At 54.1% G+C, this 14,814-nt stretch carries 25 protein-coding genes; 23 read left to right on the top strand and 2 right to left on the bottom strand.

Annotation, left to right across the window (positions count from 1 at the left end; translation table 11 throughout):
* The first annotated feature begins 149 nt into the window (after positions 1-149).
* The 7 genes from ACFOW7_RS02690 (at position 150) to ACFOW7_RS02660 (ending at position 4,638) form a co-directional block, all read left to right on the top strand.
* Complete coding sequence (locus ACFOW7_RS02690) at positions 150-692, top strand: helix-turn-helix domain-containing protein (RefSeq protein ID WP_378160736.1); 543 nt, start codon at positions 150-152, stop codon at positions 690-692.
* Between the two features lie 2 nt (positions 693-694).
* Positions 695-1,291, top strand: coding sequence for a helix-turn-helix domain-containing protein (locus tag ACFOW7_RS02685; RefSeq protein WP_378160734.1), 597 nt, complete (start codon positions 695-697; stop codon positions 1,289-1,291).
* 235 nt (positions 1,292-1,526) lie between these two features.
* Positions 1,527-1,877: a hypothetical protein gene (locus ACFOW7_RS02680; protein WP_378160732.1), complete on the top strand. Its 351-nt coding sequence runs from the start codon at positions 1,527-1,529 to the stop codon at positions 1,875-1,877.
* On the top strand, positions 1,877-2,299 hold the full coding sequence (locus ACFOW7_RS02675; RefSeq protein ID WP_378160730.1) for a type II toxin-antitoxin system VapC family toxin: 423 nt from the start codon (positions 1,877-1,879) through the stop codon (positions 2,297-2,299). Before ACFOW7_RS02680 ends, ACFOW7_RS02675 begins: the two co-directional genes overlap by 1 nt.
* Positions 2,300-2,519: 220 nt before the next feature.
* Positions 2,520-3,581 carry a hypothetical protein gene (locus tag ACFOW7_RS02670; RefSeq protein ID WP_378160728.1) on the top strand — a complete coding sequence of 354 codons (1,062 nt, stop codon included), beginning with the start codon at positions 2,520-2,522 and terminating at the stop codon, positions 3,579-3,581.
* Positions 3,578-4,012 carry a hypothetical protein gene (locus ACFOW7_RS02665; protein WP_378160726.1) on the top strand — a complete coding sequence of 145 codons (435 nt, stop codon included), beginning with the start codon at positions 3,578-3,580 and terminating at the stop codon, positions 4,010-4,012. The genes ACFOW7_RS02670 and ACFOW7_RS02665 overlap by 4 nt, the downstream gene beginning before the upstream one ends.
* The gene (locus tag ACFOW7_RS02660; RefSeq protein ID WP_378160724.1) at positions 4,009-4,638 is read left to right on the top strand and encodes a hypothetical protein; all 630 of its coding nucleotides are present in this window, start codon (positions 4,009-4,011) and stop codon (positions 4,636-4,638) included. Before ACFOW7_RS02665 ends, ACFOW7_RS02660 begins: the two co-directional genes overlap by 4 nt.
* A 48-nt stretch (positions 4,639-4,686) precedes the next feature.
* Here ACFOW7_RS02660 and ACFOW7_RS02655 read toward each other — a convergent pair whose 3' ends face one another.
* Both ACFOW7_RS02655 and ACFOW7_RS02650 read right to left on the bottom strand, forming a co-directional pair.
* Entirely contained in the window at positions 4,687-4,965 is a 279-nt protein-coding gene (locus tag ACFOW7_RS02655; protein ID WP_378160722.1) for a type II toxin-antitoxin system RelE/ParE family toxin, read from the bottom strand.
* Positions 4,965-5,234 (bottom strand): CopG family ribbon-helix-helix protein, encoded by a 270-nt coding sequence (locus ACFOW7_RS02650; RefSeq protein ID WP_378160720.1) that lies wholly within the window; start codon positions 5,232-5,234, stop codon positions 4,965-4,967. Before ACFOW7_RS02650 ends, ACFOW7_RS02655 begins: the two co-directional genes overlap by 1 nt.
* A gap of 606 nt (positions 5,235-5,840) precedes the next feature.
* Between ACFOW7_RS02650 and ACFOW7_RS02645 the strand changes: the two genes are divergently transcribed.
* The 16 genes from ACFOW7_RS02645 to ACFOW7_RS02570 all read left to right on the top strand — a co-directional run bounded on the left by ACFOW7_RS02645 (position 5,841) and on the right by ACFOW7_RS02570 (position 14,788).
* A complete protein-coding gene (locus ACFOW7_RS02645) occupies positions 5,841-6,512 on the top strand; it encodes a hypothetical protein (protein WP_378160718.1) in 672 nt (223 codons plus the stop codon).
* A gap of 11 nt (positions 6,513-6,523) precedes the next feature.
* Complete coding sequence (locus tag ACFOW7_RS02640) at positions 6,524-6,706, top strand: hypothetical protein (RefSeq protein ID WP_378160716.1); 183 nt, start codon at positions 6,524-6,526, stop codon at positions 6,704-6,706.
* Between the two features lie 67 nt (positions 6,707-6,773).
* On the top strand, positions 6,774-7,445 hold the full coding sequence (locus ACFOW7_RS02635) for a helix-turn-helix transcriptional regulator (protein WP_378160715.1): 672 nt from the start codon (positions 6,774-6,776) through the stop codon (positions 7,443-7,445).
* 108 nt (positions 7,446-7,553) lie between these two features.
* Positions 7,554-7,826, top strand: a complete 273-nt coding sequence (locus tag ACFOW7_RS02630) for a hypothetical protein (RefSeq protein WP_378160713.1) — start codon at positions 7,554-7,556, stop codon at positions 7,824-7,826.
* A gap of 140 nt (positions 7,827-7,966) precedes the next feature.
* Positions 7,967-8,278, top strand: a complete 312-nt coding sequence (locus ACFOW7_RS02625) for a hypothetical protein (RefSeq protein WP_378160711.1) — start codon at positions 7,967-7,969, stop codon at positions 8,276-8,278.
* 307 nt (positions 8,279-8,585) lie between these two features.
* Positions 8,586-8,924, top strand: a complete 339-nt coding sequence (locus ACFOW7_RS02620) for a hypothetical protein (protein ID WP_378160709.1) — start codon at positions 8,586-8,588, stop codon at positions 8,922-8,924.
* Positions 8,925-8,926: 2 nt separating this feature from the next.
* Positions 8,927-9,199, top strand: coding sequence for a hypothetical protein (locus tag ACFOW7_RS02615; RefSeq protein ID WP_378160707.1), 273 nt, complete (start codon positions 8,927-8,929; stop codon positions 9,197-9,199).
* Complete coding sequence (locus ACFOW7_RS02610; protein ID WP_378160705.1) at positions 9,180-9,389, top strand: hypothetical protein; 210 nt, start codon at positions 9,180-9,182, stop codon at positions 9,387-9,389. The genes ACFOW7_RS02615 and ACFOW7_RS02610 overlap by 20 nt, the downstream gene beginning before the upstream one ends.
* 298 nt (positions 9,390-9,687) lie before the next feature.
* Positions 9,688-10,365: a hypothetical protein gene (locus ACFOW7_RS02605; RefSeq protein WP_378160703.1), complete on the top strand. Its 678-nt coding sequence runs from the start codon at positions 9,688-9,690 to the stop codon at positions 10,363-10,365.
* A gap of 20 nt (positions 10,366-10,385) precedes the next feature.
* On the top strand, positions 10,386-11,519 hold the full coding sequence (locus ACFOW7_RS02600; protein ID WP_378160701.1) for a helix-turn-helix domain-containing protein: 1,134 nt from the start codon (positions 10,386-10,388) through the stop codon (positions 11,517-11,519).
* Positions 11,520-11,736: 217 nt separating this feature from the next.
* The gene (locus tag ACFOW7_RS02595; RefSeq protein ID WP_378160699.1) at positions 11,737-11,901 is read left to right on the top strand and encodes a hypothetical protein; all 165 of its coding nucleotides are present in this window, start codon (positions 11,737-11,739) and stop codon (positions 11,899-11,901) included.
* Positions 11,902-12,037: 136 nt separating this feature from the next.
* Positions 12,038-12,172, top strand: coding sequence for a hypothetical protein (locus ACFOW7_RS02590; protein ID WP_378160697.1), 135 nt, complete (start codon positions 12,038-12,040; stop codon positions 12,170-12,172).
* A complete protein-coding gene (locus ACFOW7_RS02585) occupies positions 12,169-12,984 on the top strand; it encodes a RecB family exonuclease (RefSeq protein WP_378160695.1) in 816 nt (271 codons plus the stop codon). Before ACFOW7_RS02590 ends, ACFOW7_RS02585 begins: the two co-directional genes overlap by 4 nt.
* A gap of 4 nt (positions 12,985-12,988) precedes the next feature.
* Entirely contained in the window at positions 12,989-13,948 is a 960-nt protein-coding gene (locus tag ACFOW7_RS02580; protein WP_378160693.1) for a hypothetical protein, read from the top strand.
* 45 nt (positions 13,949-13,993) lie between these two features.
* The gene (locus ACFOW7_RS02575) at positions 13,994-14,434 is read left to right on the top strand and encodes a hypothetical protein (protein ID WP_378160691.1); all 441 of its coding nucleotides are present in this window, start codon (positions 13,994-13,996) and stop codon (positions 14,432-14,434) included.
* Positions 14,435-14,503: 69 nt separating this feature from the next.
* Positions 14,504-14,788, top strand: coding sequence for a hypothetical protein (locus ACFOW7_RS02570; RefSeq protein WP_378160689.1), 285 nt, complete (start codon positions 14,504-14,506; stop codon positions 14,786-14,788).
* Positions 14,789-14,814: the final 26 nt, after the last annotated feature.

Below are 14,814 nucleotides of genomic sequence, written 5' to 3'. Positions count from 1 at the left end.
GATATAGTCTGGCGATACGCCCAAGCGCCTCGTCAGGGACAACTCCTCCCCGGCGAAACCAGCCATTTACGGTAGTTTTGGGTAAATTGAGGGCACGACAGATTTGCGCCTGTGACCCGCCGTAGCGGCTCAGGAGGAAACGAGTATCCATGTCAAAACAGCTCCTTTGCACCCAAATGTACTCTAAAGAGTACAAAAGGACAATCCCCCCATGGGTACAGAAGCTGTGCGAATATACGCATATGAGTACACTAGCGACCAGAATTCTTGAGGCAACCCAGGAAGCCGGCCTAACCCAGGCTCGGCTGGCTGCCGAGCTATCCATCCAACGCTCTACGGTGAACAACTGGTTCAATGGGCGAAACGAAACAATCGGCGGTAAACACCTGCCGCAGGTCTGTGCACTTCTGGACGTTTTGCCGATGTGGCTTACTACTGGACGCGGTCCAAAACGGCTGGGAGAGAAAAGTGAGCTTTATGCGGTGTCGCCTGCAGCGCGAGAAGCTCCAGTCGTAAGAGAAAACTCTGGGGAATATGAAGCGCAAGCGGACCAACGCTTAGAGGCTCTTTCGCCCTTCCACTTGGCTTTGTACAAGCTCTGCTCTAATCCCAACACGATTGGAAAATTAAGCGACATTGATGCAGCTCGTTTTTACGCCGATATTAAAGAAGCCGTAAATAAAGCCGCATAAAAATGCGCGCTCTATCCGATCGCATCTCTTTGGCGTTGAAGCATGCAGGAATGAGCCAATCTGAGCTGGCCCGAGCTATCAGCATCAAATCACCGAGTGTTAACGCCTGGCTGAACGGCCGCACAAAATCTATCGATGGCGAAAATCTGATCCGTGCGGCTGCAGCACTCAAAGTAGATGCCACTTGGCTTGCCACGGGGGCCGGAGCTGGCCCGGTAGAGCAAGATGAGAACTACGGGGTCGGCACTTCAAGCGTATGTGAACGTTTAGATGAGGCTCTACAAAATGCAGGAATTACCCAAGCGGAGCTTGCCCGACACCTGGGTGTAACGCGCTCCACGGTCAGCTACTGGATTAGCGGCAGAACCCGAGTGCCGGCCGAGCGAATCGATGAAGTTGCGCAGATACTGCATTGCGATCCTGTTTGGCTTCTTTCTGGGAAGGAGGCCAACCATGCCACCCTTAATCTACCAGCCACAGTAGAAGCAGCGCCGCCGGCTATTGATATTCAGCAAATCGTTGCTGCCCTGCTTGCTCTTCCGCCAACACGCCAAGCTGAGGCTGCCCGCTACATACGGTATCTGGCCGAACAGAAGTAGGTAGCGATGACGATTACGACTGGGCTGCCCTCAGCTCGTTGTCGCACCGCGCCGAACACACAGCCCTTCGCCAATGCAAAAAGCCCGAAGAGTTCGGGCTTTTTGCATTGGCTCGAACAGCAGCTCATTCTAAGGACTCGCAACCGTTCAAAGACTAGGGATAGACTATAGCTCGAAACGAGCTATACGGTAGGGTACCCTTCTGCATAGCGGAATGCGTACGAAGGAGATAGTGATGACGGCCTCTACATTTGACACGCACGAGTTACTGGAGCGGCTAGAAAAAGCTGGTATTCCAACCGATCAAGCGCAAGCGCAAGTTTCTATTGTGGTGGAAGTGCTAGAAAAGGAAACTGAACGCGCCAGGCAGTCTATCCAAGTAGTGATCGACCAACTGCATCTAGAAATTGATGCGCTTTCTGCTCGCATTGCCTCTCTTGATGCCAGTCCAAGGACTACGGTGCCTCTTCGCGGGCATGTCAGCCAAGCCAACATCGTCGACCTGCTAGCGATGCCTGACATCGAAGATATCGATTTCAATCCGCCGCGCATCGACATTCAATTGAAGCCGGCGGAATTTTCCTAATGTTCCTTCTTGATACGAATGTTGTCTCCGAGCTTCGAAAACGCGATAAGGGCGACCGTAACGTCATGGCATGGTCAAGCAGCGTCTCGCCGAACGACCTCTACCTGTCTGCGATCACCGTTATGGAATTGGAGATTGGGGCATTGCGAAAGGCGCGCTTCGATCCGGCCCAAGGCGCTCTGCTGAACATCTGGATCACCGAACGGGTGCTGCCCCAGTTTAAAGGTCGCATTCTACCGATTGATGAAGCTGTCGCGCTATGCTGCGCCCGGCTACACGTTCCCGATCCGCGCTCAGAACGAGATGCGCTGATCGCAGCGACGGCGATCCATCACGACATGACTGTGGTCACAAGGAACACGGCAGACTTTGAGCGAACAGGGGTAAGGCTATTTGATCCCTGGCAGGGCCACCTCATATAGCATCCCCACCCGCTTCGACGGGTTTTTGTTTGTTAATTCACCTTCTTTAAATATCCACCTAAACTCGTTGTTTTCGTGCCATACCTGTTATGGTCGTCAGTTGTGGGCTTTCTTGCCTCTTGCGATTATCCGCCGCCAAACTGGTCATACCTCACCCGCAATATGCCAAGCAAATATGCGCGTGAGTAAAGCAAAACTAATTTCGCGAGAGAATTCCTGAATGAATCAAGAAAAGCTTCTGGACGCAATAGCCGACCGGGATATGTTTAGCCATCTTAAATCAGCCCTTAAAGATGCTGGCTTACCAGTATCGAGAGGGTGGGATCTGACTCGTGAACAGTTGCTCGACGTCATGGATATGAAACCTGATGGAGATACACATTTTCACGAATTGCAAAATATTTATAAAGAAAATCTTCTTTATGCCGATAAAGCTGTAATGCTTTGGTCGGCTGACCGAGAAGACCTCAATAACTTCACGAGGCAATTAGAGTCAATTTTGCGCCCGGACCATTCTTATACATTGCCGTACCCAGCCCCCCTTGGGGTAGAAGAGCTAAAAGCTCAGACCGAAAATTTTATCCCCGTCAAGATTTATGAGTCTCACAAAAAAAGAACTGTTGTTTTCTGCTCAAGAAGATGGATTAACGAACAAGTAACAATTTTAAATTCCGACCTTAAAGAAGAAATATTAGCCTCTTACGCTGACATCCCTGAATTTTTTGGAAAAAGAAAAATAACCTTTCAAGTATTTGATTCTTTAACTCTTCATGCCGAAACAGGGCTAGTAGAACTTCGAATCGATCGAGCAAAACATATGCCCGAAAAACAGATCAAGCAATTATGCGTACTCGCACAAGCCAGAATAAATGCATACGCCGAGGCTTGTGGAATTAAAGAATTTTTAAAGTTGCCACTTAATTTATACGAAGCTATCGGTCACATTTACAAAGACAGATCTCTAATAATAAAAAACCTCCAACACCAGAACGATGCGGGATTTGACAATACCAACAGAGGACGCTCAAAGAAACTTGATGTCCGCAATGATGACTATCACTCGGGCGGTGAAAGATCTGTTCCGTCGATTGATATCTATGGGATTACAGCCCTGCTTCCCATTTTTCAGAATGGTTCCCCATCAATCATATTGAACGGTCACTCGAAATTATTGGCTCAACAGCAGAGTTTTATCGACTATGTTAAAATTCTAGATTGTTGGAACTTCTCAACCTACACTTACACACTAGGAAGAGTCTTGCAGTACCTACCATACTCATGACAACCGAAAACAATGTCTTATCCGAGATAGGCGAGTTATTTGGTGACAACTCACCACAGCTCGCCATTTGCCGAAATATAATTAATCATCTTCGCTCAACTTCTCTTAAAAATTTACAGCACCTTACCTTTTCAAGATTGCGAACAATTGGTCAATCAAATGATGATGCCGAACTTTTAACAGTTTTGAATTTTTTAAGCATGGGGAAATTTTCCATTTTGGTGCAGCAGTATGAGTTTTTAGATGAAGAAGATGATGATTACATTACGATTGACAAGTCAGAGCTTGTCACCGCATATAAAAAAGGATATTTGTACCATCCCAGAAATGGAAGTCGCATTGCAAATTTTAAAGATTTAGTATTTGTCTACTACGAAGCATTAGTTGGAAAAGACTCTATTGCCTTCCAAGATCACATGGAGGGCCAATGATGTCTAAAGAAGGTTCTCTTGCTTACCTGGAAGGACTTTTTGCTACTCGCCCAGCTCTGAAGAATACATTCCGCCTGCACTTTCTAGAAAACCATGAAGATTTCCTTGGCTGCCTCCATAATGATTTAGAACAAATTATCACCGACATGCAAGAAAGGAAACAATTTTATTTTGACAAAAGCGAAGATGAACTTAGTAACCACATCCTATTTGGACTGCGTCAAAAACAATATGATGCAGAACATGAACCTAGCATTGGTGGGCATTGCGATCTCGTAGTAAGAAGCCCCTGCCGCCAATATCTTTGGCTTGGCGAGGCAAAACTCGATCGCGGTCCCGAATGGATAAATCAAGGATTTGAGCAGTTATGCAATCGTTACTCTACTGGCGAGCCAAGCCAGGACGTAGGAGGGTTGCTCATCTACTGCAGAGGCATGAAGTCTACAAAAATACTGCAAAATTGGAGAGCCAAATTAAGATCAAGAAGTCTTGAAGATTTCAAAGATTGGGATTGCCCCTTAAAAAAACATCTCAGCTTTTATAGTTCACATACTCTACCAAGCACCGGACTGCCTTACACTATCAGGCACAGGGTTGTTACGCTACATTTTAACCCTACGGTATAGTAGTTTTAGAGTTTCAAAATAAAAGCCTCGAACTTGTGAGGCTTTGTCTTAGTGCCGTTCCTCTCGACAATGCCACAGCCGCAGCACGTAGATGGCTGTATCTTGAATTTCGTAGCGTATCTCATACTGTCCCACCAACAACCGGCGCACCTCGCGCGGCTCAAATTCAAAGAGCTGCTCACCCAAGCGCGGGTGCTGTAGCAGGCTCTCTGGCGCCCTGGTCAGCGACTGAACGACGCGCACCGCTGCAGGCTTATTGGCCGAAGCCAAGAATTCGTAAAGTCGCGATAAATCGTCCAGTGCTTTGCTGGTCCACTTCAGTTTCATCAACGCGGTGCCGGTAATGGTTCATCGGTGCCAAGGCTCTCCGCCCACGCTTGCACGGCGGCGTGCTCAATCACGGCGCCCGCATCCACAGCGGCTAAGGCTTCACGGGTGAGCCGATTCCGTTCGTCCTCTTGCGCTACCCAGGCCGACAACGCCTGCTTGATGACCCAACCGCGCGAACGCTCCAAACGCTCAGCGATTTGATCCACTTTGTCCGCCAGTGGAACGGGAACATGGGCCGTAAGGGTTCGAGTTTCAGTCTGAGCCATGGTTACTACTCCGATGTTTCGATCAAAAATAATCATATTGAATCATCTTGAATCGGACAAGGTATCGTCTCAACAAAAACCCCGACGTGCGATCGGGGCTCAATGACGGAAGGAGGCGAGCCGGGTGTTCAGCTACCCAGAATCGTTTCTGGGCTGCCTACTCGGCAGTGAACACGGTGACAGCGACGGCGGCAGCTACCTTCTGAACTGCCTGTGCGGCAGAGAACCTTGAGGGCAAACCTAACCCGGTGGTGAACCATTTCTAAGCTGCCTGCTCGGCAGTGTCGGTAAGATTGAAGCCGACTACTCACGGTCGACGTTTCTTTTTTGAGCTGCCTATTCGGCAGTACTTCCCGGCGAATCTGCTCACCTGCCTTCTATCCCCCACCGCTTCATATCAAAACCTGTCAGCCCTGCCAGATGACGGGAGCTTTTCATAAATGCCAGCATGGCATCTTGATCTGCTCAGCCATTTATCCATACATGGACGCACCTACCAAAAAGTCGGCATTCCAGCTCGGCCTAGAGCAATTGATCGCAATCGAGGAGCCGAATCCCCGGCACTGGGCGTCGCATCTTGGGCGGCGCCTCGACCGATCAAGACAAATGGCCGACCGCATTCTAAAAGCTGGGACAGATAGCATTTCGGTAGCCAGACAGGTGGCTGAGGCATTCGGCGTTCCTCTTGGATCAATCCTCGACGATGCCCTAGAGGGCGCAGCCCGGATTAGGGCGAAAATATTGGTTGGCCGCGACGGGCGCCGCTCAATGACGCTAACGGTGTGTATCGAGCCGCATCCTGAGATTCCAGCCAGCGACGATGAATTGATCGTCCGTACAAAGGATGGACAATTCTGGCTTGAGCCATTTGGTGATGGACCAATTGAACCTGTGTACCGCCTTCGCTGGATTGAAGGTGCCGGCGAACTAGACCCGCGTCGCAATTGCACTGTTGTAATTTGTGCTGAGAGCCGGACATGCGCCGAGATAGTCGCGAAATTCCTGTCCCAGCATCATTTCACGGCTTCGGTGCGAGCAAAACACGAGCTGCCGGAGAGCCCTGGTGCCGACGCAGTTATTGTGCAGGGGTATCATGCTGACGAAATCGCAATGCCCATTAGGGCGGCCGCTGGGCGCGTTGTGCCCGTAATTGCACTTCATGACAGCGAAATGCCAGATAATCCCGCTCAGCGTATCTTTTATGCGCGACCGGCCGGTATTGCGGTTTTGCTCAAGCTGCACGAAATAGTGCGCTTTTCGCCCCTTCTTGAAATTTGAAAGGCATCGCCATGCAGAAGCAAACTGAAATCGTTGAACTCTCTCTGTCTGAGCTGGAAGCTGTGGCCGGTGGTACGCAGAGTACCGAAATCGAAACACCGACCACCGCTGTAAAGCCGCCCCAAATGGCCGCGGCTGCGCCAGTAGCCCCCAATGGTGGCAACTCGACGGACATGCCTATTAAGGGCGTGTAAAAATCCAAGACTTGTGTGGGGAGGAAGGGTTATGCGGGGATTGCGGGAAAATCTTCAAGAAATAGTGATGAGCATTTCATTGCAAAGCGAGATCGATACGAAAGTCAAATCTTTTGCCAAAAAGTTTGGCTGCAATACCTACATGGTAGGTTACATAAACCCCGACTCCTCGGAACGGGCTTGGTTTATCGACAACTACGAATCTGGAGAATGGGCTACAGAAGAGAATGCCCAGAGAGACCCTCTTTTGGCGGCAATTCGGAAAGATAAACCGCGTACTCAGGCATGGGGGCCGGAACTTTATTTCCGTGCAGAAGCTGGTGACATTTGGGAAGCCGCAAGTGCAGCTGGGCTGCATTCCGGTGTAATTGCACCTATTCGCCCTGGTGGTGTTCGCCGCATGGTGGTGTCTCTAACGCGGGATACAGCATTCGATGGCACGGCCGAGCAGTTGGATGAACAGATACGCGATCTTGAGCAGGCTACGCATATGCTGGCTGGCGTCGTAGTCGATTTATTTGATACACACGTCGACTATGAGTCGAAATTAACCTCGGGCGACAAGCGTTTGCTGCAGTGGGCATTTCACGGGTGTTCGACGGCTGAAATAGCGGATCGGGTCAACCTCGATATGAAGCTCGTCCATTTTCGTCTAAATAATATTAAAGAGCGGCTAGGTGCTGGCTCGGCTATTCAAGCCGCAATAATGGCTGCCCGATACGGTGCAATCACCGTATAGAAAAACTGAAGTGTAAACTTATCGTTTACGATGCGCCCTCGACTATTTGGAAATTCCTCTTTACGATGGGGTCACAATTAAATGTCCCCCACTTAGGAAGAGGAACCGATGAATACGCTTGCTGGCGCAGTTGCTGCAAATGCCTTTCGCACAGATGTTGTTCTGAAGCGGCACGAGGGAAATACGCTATCGAGATCAGCTCGGGGATTACACGGTATCCTTCGCCTGCTGTGTCATCACGAATCAGAGCGAGCAGCACATGCGGAAGGACTGCAAGCTACCCCTCTACCAGACTATGAATCTGAAGAACTGCACATCGCAGCATTGGCGCTCGCAGAAGCCGTAATGCTGCAGCTTGAGGCTGTAGCTTCTAGAGACTGAACGAAAGATCAAGAAATCAGCCCGCCAAGAGCGGGTTTCTCTTTTACCCAAGAGTACTCAAAAGAGTATTTTCTTGTTGACGTATCGTACTCAAAAGAGTACATTTCCTTCATCGAACAACACCGACGGAGGAAACCGCAATGTCCTACTACCCCACCGCCCAAGAAATCGACACCGACACCGTCGAAGCCCGCCTCGACGCAATGTCCAGGGATGCAGCCGAGATTGATCACTGGCTCTGCAATAGTCCCACGGCCGCAATGATTGTCGTTCGCCTTTTCGCTGCCTCCAGCGGCGAAACCGTAGGCGTTGCCATCGAGCTGGAAAACGCCTTCCGCGCCGAGCTGCGCGAGTACGTCACCGCGCAAGTCCTGAAGTCCACCACAAGCAAGACCGAGCAGCGCCTCATCCAGCGCGAACTCGACGACGAATTCGACCGCCTCGCCGCTTGATCTGAACCGGGCCGCCCAGCCCGGTGCCTTCTTGCGCCCTAGTGGCGACCGAGACGGCAGCGGCCTGGGCGGCTGGTGCCAACGCGCCGGCTGCATCCATCGCTCTTTAAAAACTCGACAGAAACAACGCCACGGCCCAAAGCCGATGCGACGCCGATGCCGCCAGCGGGGTGGCTGACGTGGATAGGGATCAACCCTTTGACGCAGAGGACGCAGCGGGAACGTGGACAGCGCCAGCCCGGGCGCGAGATTCGGGACGGGCCGCCATTGGCGGCACACGAAAGCGCCTTTCTCGAAGGGCTTTTTCGTGTTCACGAAAGGAGGCAAACCGATGGACGAGACGCAACTGGCGCCGGCCGCTGTGGCCGACGGCATCAAGATTATCGAGGTTCACGACGGCGAGTGGTGGACCGGCCGCAGTGTCGGCGAAGCGGTCGCCGCCGCGACAGCGCAGTACTACCGACCCGGCGTGTCGGGCTGGCTGATCGAGCGGGCGCGCAATGCTCGTGAGCTGCCGGAGGAGGAGCTGGATACCCACCTGATCCGCAGCGGGCTGAGCGGCAAGACGACCTCGTTCCGCCAGGAACTGGCGGCGCGTGTGGCCGAAGGCGAGCCGATCCCCCGCTTCTTCTATCGGAGCTGCTGACGATGAGCCGCGCTCAAGACGCCTGGGAAATCATGACCCAGACCCGCAACCGTCTGATCGCCGCCGGCACTACAGACCCGCACGAAATCGCTCGCGCGATCGACGCAGCTTATCCCTTTGGTGAGCGCTGCTACTGGCCCTACAAAGCCTGGCTCAGCGCGCGCCGGAAATTCTTCACGATCCACGGCCTACCGCTGCGCGCTCAGAAACGGCAGCCGACGGGCGACTTGGTAGATACAGCGGAGGAAGCGACAGATGGCCCGCCCGCGCACTAGACCCCAGAAACCACCGCCGCCGAAGGCCGCCGACCTGCTGCACAAGCCAGTCAGCTTCAAAGCCGCCAACGCCCACGGGCGCGGCATCGTGACCGCAATCGACAAGGGGGCGACCGGCGAATGGGTCATCGTCACCAAAGCCGACGGCTCAACGGTCAAGATCCGGCCCAGCCAATGCACGCCCGAGTAACCCGCGCCGGCTCCCTGAGCCGGCATCGGTGAGCTGCTGCCATGTCGTGGCAATCCCGCCAAGCGCTAACGGCGACGTGGTCGGCGGCTCACCGATGCTTTCCTCCCCTTTGCCCTGCGCCTGCAGGGCGCTTTTTCGAGCCGGTTCGCTGAGCCCGTTGGAATGAGTCGCGCGGTTGACAGAAACAAGTTATTGCATAGATTGGGTGATGCAGGTGTAGAATGCAGCTTGGTTGACAGTCTTGTCTGTTTGCATAGATGGCTGTTAGCTAACTGATTCAACCGAGAATAGAGGAACCATGTCTGAACGCCACCCGTGCGAGTACTTCCCGGCACTTACCGATCAACGATTGTCCTATATTGCCCATCTTTTCCTCCGGGCGAGAATGACAGCGCTTCGCGATACCAGTACGGAATTAGACAATGCCTACACACGGGAAACGTGTGCATTCGGCAGAGAGAAACAAGCCATTATTCTAGAAGCTCAACGGCAGCTATTAGAGCTTGGAAGTAATGCATGGCTGACCATTTCCCATTTCGGGAACGATCTCAGATTCAAAATTGGCAATGCTCATTGCCGATTCTCTAACGAGAAAGACGCCAGCAATCCACAGAAGCCTGGGGTCTTCAAGAAAAACTCCTGCGACAAAATTTATACTCAAGGTCATTTATTCCCAGTTGATGACCACCATCCTCAATGGTGGGCATTTCTGATCGAATACACAATTGTCGCAGACCAAGAAAATGACCAAGCGGTGCTGGACGCTGATATCCAGTTTGAGCCTACAGTGCACGTAGTTGGTTATAACGCATCCGATATCGAAGTTTGCCGCTGGAAATGCTCCGGCCGGGCAATCGTCATTCCGATGCACGATGTTGCGTCTGAAATCCCCGAAGCCATTGACCAATCGCCAGCCAGTATTGATGACCTTGTGCAGGATCAAGACAAGGACAACAAAGAGGACACCGGCACTTAAAAGGAGATTATTACCCAACCATGGAAGCCAAGTTCGTCGGAAGCAATCTACGCTTGGCACGTATATTCCAAGATCTTTCTTTAGATGATCTTGGGGCCAAGATAAATACCTCACGGCAGTACGTGCATAAGTTAGAGATTGGTGGCGCCGAACCCAATAGCGACCTGGAGATGAGACTGGCAGAAGAGCTGGGGGTCACACCTCAGTTCTTCCGTCAGCCATTTACCCAAGCGCTTGAAGAGGAGCAGGTTCATTTTCGGAGCCTGAAAACAAGCAAAGCTAGCGCCAAATTATATGCAGTCTACAAAGCGCGAATGCTTCTTTCTTTGGTCGAAGTCTTTGACCAGCACATGCGCTTGCCTAAACCAAATTTTCCAGAGTTTTCTTCCGTAGATCCGAACGCCATAGAAAAAGCGGCCGAAGATTGTAGAAGTTACTGGGGCTTGGGTTTAGGTCCGATTAACCATTTACCTCGCGTTGCTGAGAGAGCGGGTGCGTTAGTTCTGTCTTTTGATGGTGTGTCTCAACAAGTAGATGCATTATCAATTCCAACTCAGCGCCCTATTATCGTTTTTAATGCAGAAAAAGGCAGTGCTTGCCGTATCCGTTTCGACATTGCCCATGAAATAGGTCATTTGGTTTTGCATGTGGGCAAAAAAACGGGAGATGCAGAGACAGAAAGAGAAGCAAATCATTTTGCCGGTGCGTTTTTAGTGCCCCGCACAATGATGTATGACCACTTTCCGGCACCTAAAGGCTCGCGCTTTGACTGGAAAGCAATTTCGGAATTCAAGCGAACATGGCGCGTAAGTAAAGCAGCTTTGCTTTATCGTGCCAGGCAATTGGGCTTGTTGACCGATTCACAATATAAAACCGGGGTTATACACCTAAACAGAAATGGTGAAGCCCGAAGAGAGGAAGAGGACCGCGACATCAATTTTGAGCAGCCAGAACTATTGCCAGCGGCCATGTGTTACCTACTGGATCGACTGGATTTTTCCCTGCTGGAAATTGCTCAAAAAATAAATGTAAGCGTCTCAACGCTACAGGCAATAATCGGGAGCCAAGCCTTTGGCCTAATTCCCGAAAACATCAAAAATAAAAATGTTTACACACTGAAAGAATTAAGGGAGAGCCGACTAAAGTCGTCTTAATTCTTGTCCTTAAGAGGCCCGTAAGAACGGGCCTCTTTCTTTTGTTTCAGCCCGCCCCCTCACCGCAACAGGCTGATAAATCTTCCCGGCGCCCTGCCGGGGCTTTTCTTTCTCCACGCCGTGCCCATCCCCATGCGCACGGTCACTCGTGCCCGGCTGCCGCCGGGCTTTCTATTTCGCGCTCAGGCTGCGCCGGGCGCTCTGCTGGGAGCCGTCAATGTTCGCTGTTCCTGCTGCTGATTCCGATGTTCTGGTGGGCGAGCTGATCGCCGAGATGCTTGCCGGTGGTATGCGCCCGTCGTGGGCCGATCTGCCCGGCAGTGGCGCCGCGCTGGTTGGCGTCGAGGTCGTCCGCCCCGCTGTCGGGGAGATCGAGCTGTGACCGCCCATGTCTGTACGTTCCGTAGCCTGCGCCTGTTCAGTGCGTGTTGCTGCGAGCTGGCGCGCCGTGGCATTCGGTTCGAATGCCGGCACCCGGCCTGTGGGGTCGTCATCGTGTCCTGGCTGGAGCCCGACGAATGCGTCTGATTTTTGTTCGACCGCGCCGGCCGATCTGGTGGCGCGTGACCGCGTTCGCGAGCTGGTGCGTCGTCGCCTACGTCGCGCTGTCGGCGCTCAGTCTGGGGCGAGTCGTCTGGAGCTTTTTCGAATGAATGCCCCTTTTCGCTTACCCGTCGTCACCGTGCGCGCCAGCTCGTTGACGGAACTGCTGGACTGTCCAGCGCGGTGGGAGTCCAAGCACATCAAAGGCATGCGTCTGCCGGCGAGCGGCGCCTCACGGCTCGGAACCGCCGTGCATGCTAGCACTGCGCTGTTCGATCAAGCCGCGCTCGACGGTTCGCCGCTGACTGCAGACGACGCGGCCGGCGCACTGGTGGACGCGCTCCATAAGCCCGACGAAGACATCGACTGGGCGGATACGAAGCCGACGGACGCCGAGCGGATCGGCCTTGCCCTGCATGCTAGGTACTGCGCGGAGATTGCGCCGCACCAGGACTACGTCGGCGTCGAAGTTGCCTGCGAAGAGCTGGTGATTACTGACCTTGGTCTGCGGCTGACCGGCACAACAGATCGTGTGCGCCGGTTGCCCGATGGACAGCTTGGCATCGCGGACCTGAAAACCGGCGGCCAAGCCGTGAGTGCAGACGGCACCGTCTCGACAAAGGGCCATGGCCCGCAGGTCGGCGTCTACGAACTGATCGCGGAATACGTGACCGGTCAGCCGCTGACGGCACCCGCCCAGATCATCGGCCTGCAGACCGGTAAAACCCCGATCGCGCAGCGCGTGGGCGTCGGCGAAATCAGTGATGGCCGCACCGCCCTGCTCGGGACCGACGACGCACCCGGCCTTCTCGAGTACGCCAGCCGGATCGTCCATGCCGGCCTGTTCTACGGCAACCCACGCTCGATCCTCTGCTCGTCGAAGTACTGCCCGAACTTCCCCGCCTGCAAATTCAAGGGATAACCCAATGACCCAAACCGCCACGCTCGCCGCGCTGCGCCAGCCGCCGCCGGCCGAAGTCAACATGCCCGCCGTCAGCGCGGGCTTCTTCAACCTGCAGAGCTTCGAATTGATCCAGCGCGTCGCCAAAGCCTTTGCCATGTCCGACCTGGTGCCGAAGCAGTACCAGGACAACATCCCCAACTGCATGATCGCGCTGGACATGGCCCAGCGCATGGGCGCGAATCCGCTGATGGTCATGCAAAACCTGTACATCGTGCACGGCACGCCCGGCTGGTCGAGCAAGTTTCTGATCGCCACGATCAACGTCTGCGGCCGCTTCTCCGCGCTGCGTTACGAATGGAAAGGCGAGCCGGGCAAAGCCGACTACGGTTGTCGCGCCTGGGCGATCGAGCGCGCTACCAACGAGCGCCTCGACGGTATCTGGGTCACGTGGGAGATGGTGCTCGCCGAAGGCTGGAGCGGAAAGAACGGCTCGAAGTGGAAGACGATGCCCGACCAGATGTTCGTCTACCGCGCCGCCGCGTTCTGGCAACGCGCCTACGCGCCGGAGCTGGGGATGGGGCTACAGACGGCGGAGGAGGCCGAAGATTTCATCGAAGCGCGGCCCGACGGCAGCGGCGCCTATACGACGGATCTGGACGCGCTACGCGAACAGGTCCGGCCCGTCGAACCGGAGCCGGTTGTCGAGCCGGTCGCCGTCGTCGAAGAGCCGGCGCCGGAACCCGCTCCGCCGTCCAAGGCGACCCCGGCCAAGTCGGCCGCGCCGCCGACCGCGACGCAATCGTCCCCGCCGCCGACTCTCGCCGAAGTGCTGTCCCTGGTCGCCGACGGCGATTTCCTGATCGCTCGCGACATGGCGCGCGGACTCGGCGACACGGCGCGCGCCGACGTCGAGAAAGCGATCGCGGATGCGATGGCGAAGCGCAGCGCGAAACCGCGCCAGCCTGATCTGGCTGACCAGTAAACCCCACCGGGCCGCAGCAAGCGGCCCGCATCACGAGACGCAACGATGAGCCTGGAGCTTGAAACACACGCCACCCTCAACAGCCTGAACCTGCGCAAGGAAGGGCCGGATAGCAACAAGGTGTTGGCCGTCGATATGAAGCTGGATATGCAGGTGGACCCGGGCATCCTGGCTTGCTTCAATCCGACCTTGCGCGACTTCCTTTTCAACGGGGCCGGCAACCCGCGCTTTCCGAATATGGAGCCGGTCACCTGGAAGGGCGAAATGCTGAACATGGAGCTGCGCATCGATCGGTCGCTGAAGTTCCGCGACGTCACCCTGAAGAAGTTCAGCCTTCAACCGATGCTCGACAAGAACGGCGACCAGTGCATCGCGCTTGCCTTTCAAGCGTCGTTCAAGCCGGCCGGGACCGAAGCCGCCGCGCTTTCCGAATGCCTGCAGGAAAGCATTCAGCTTGAGATCGAGCCGCAGCCGTCCCTGATCTGATCCGCACCAGCCCCCAACACTCGCCCCGGCCGTGAGCTGGGGTTTTTATTGCCCACGGAGGAACACCCCATGCATTCCCCCGAGATACCCCCGAATCCTCAAGCAACCGCCATAAACGCTGAGGCGATAAAGCGGAAAAAGGTAAGACGGCTGCTCGAACTAATCTACACCGCCATCGAGCCGCTACCACCGGCTACAGCTCAAGCTTTTATCGAGGATGTGTGCATTCAAGCCGCCCTACTCCGTATCGCAAACTTCGCGAAAACCTCCCTACCGCATGGCATGCCCCTGCCGGCGGCTGTAAAGCAGGCAATTGCTCGTCTGCGGGTAGACGACGGAGAAGCCAAAACTTAAGCCCCACCCCGACGGGATACCGATTT

This window comes from Chitinimonas lacunae (genome assembly GCF_042650885.1).
GTDB classification, from domain to species: Bacteria; Pseudomonadota; Gammaproteobacteria; order Burkholderiales; family Chitinimonadaceae; genus Chitinimonas_A; species Chitinimonas_A lacunae.
Note: the sequence above shows the minus strand (reverse complement) of the source record. Positions and strands in the feature narration are given on the sequence as shown.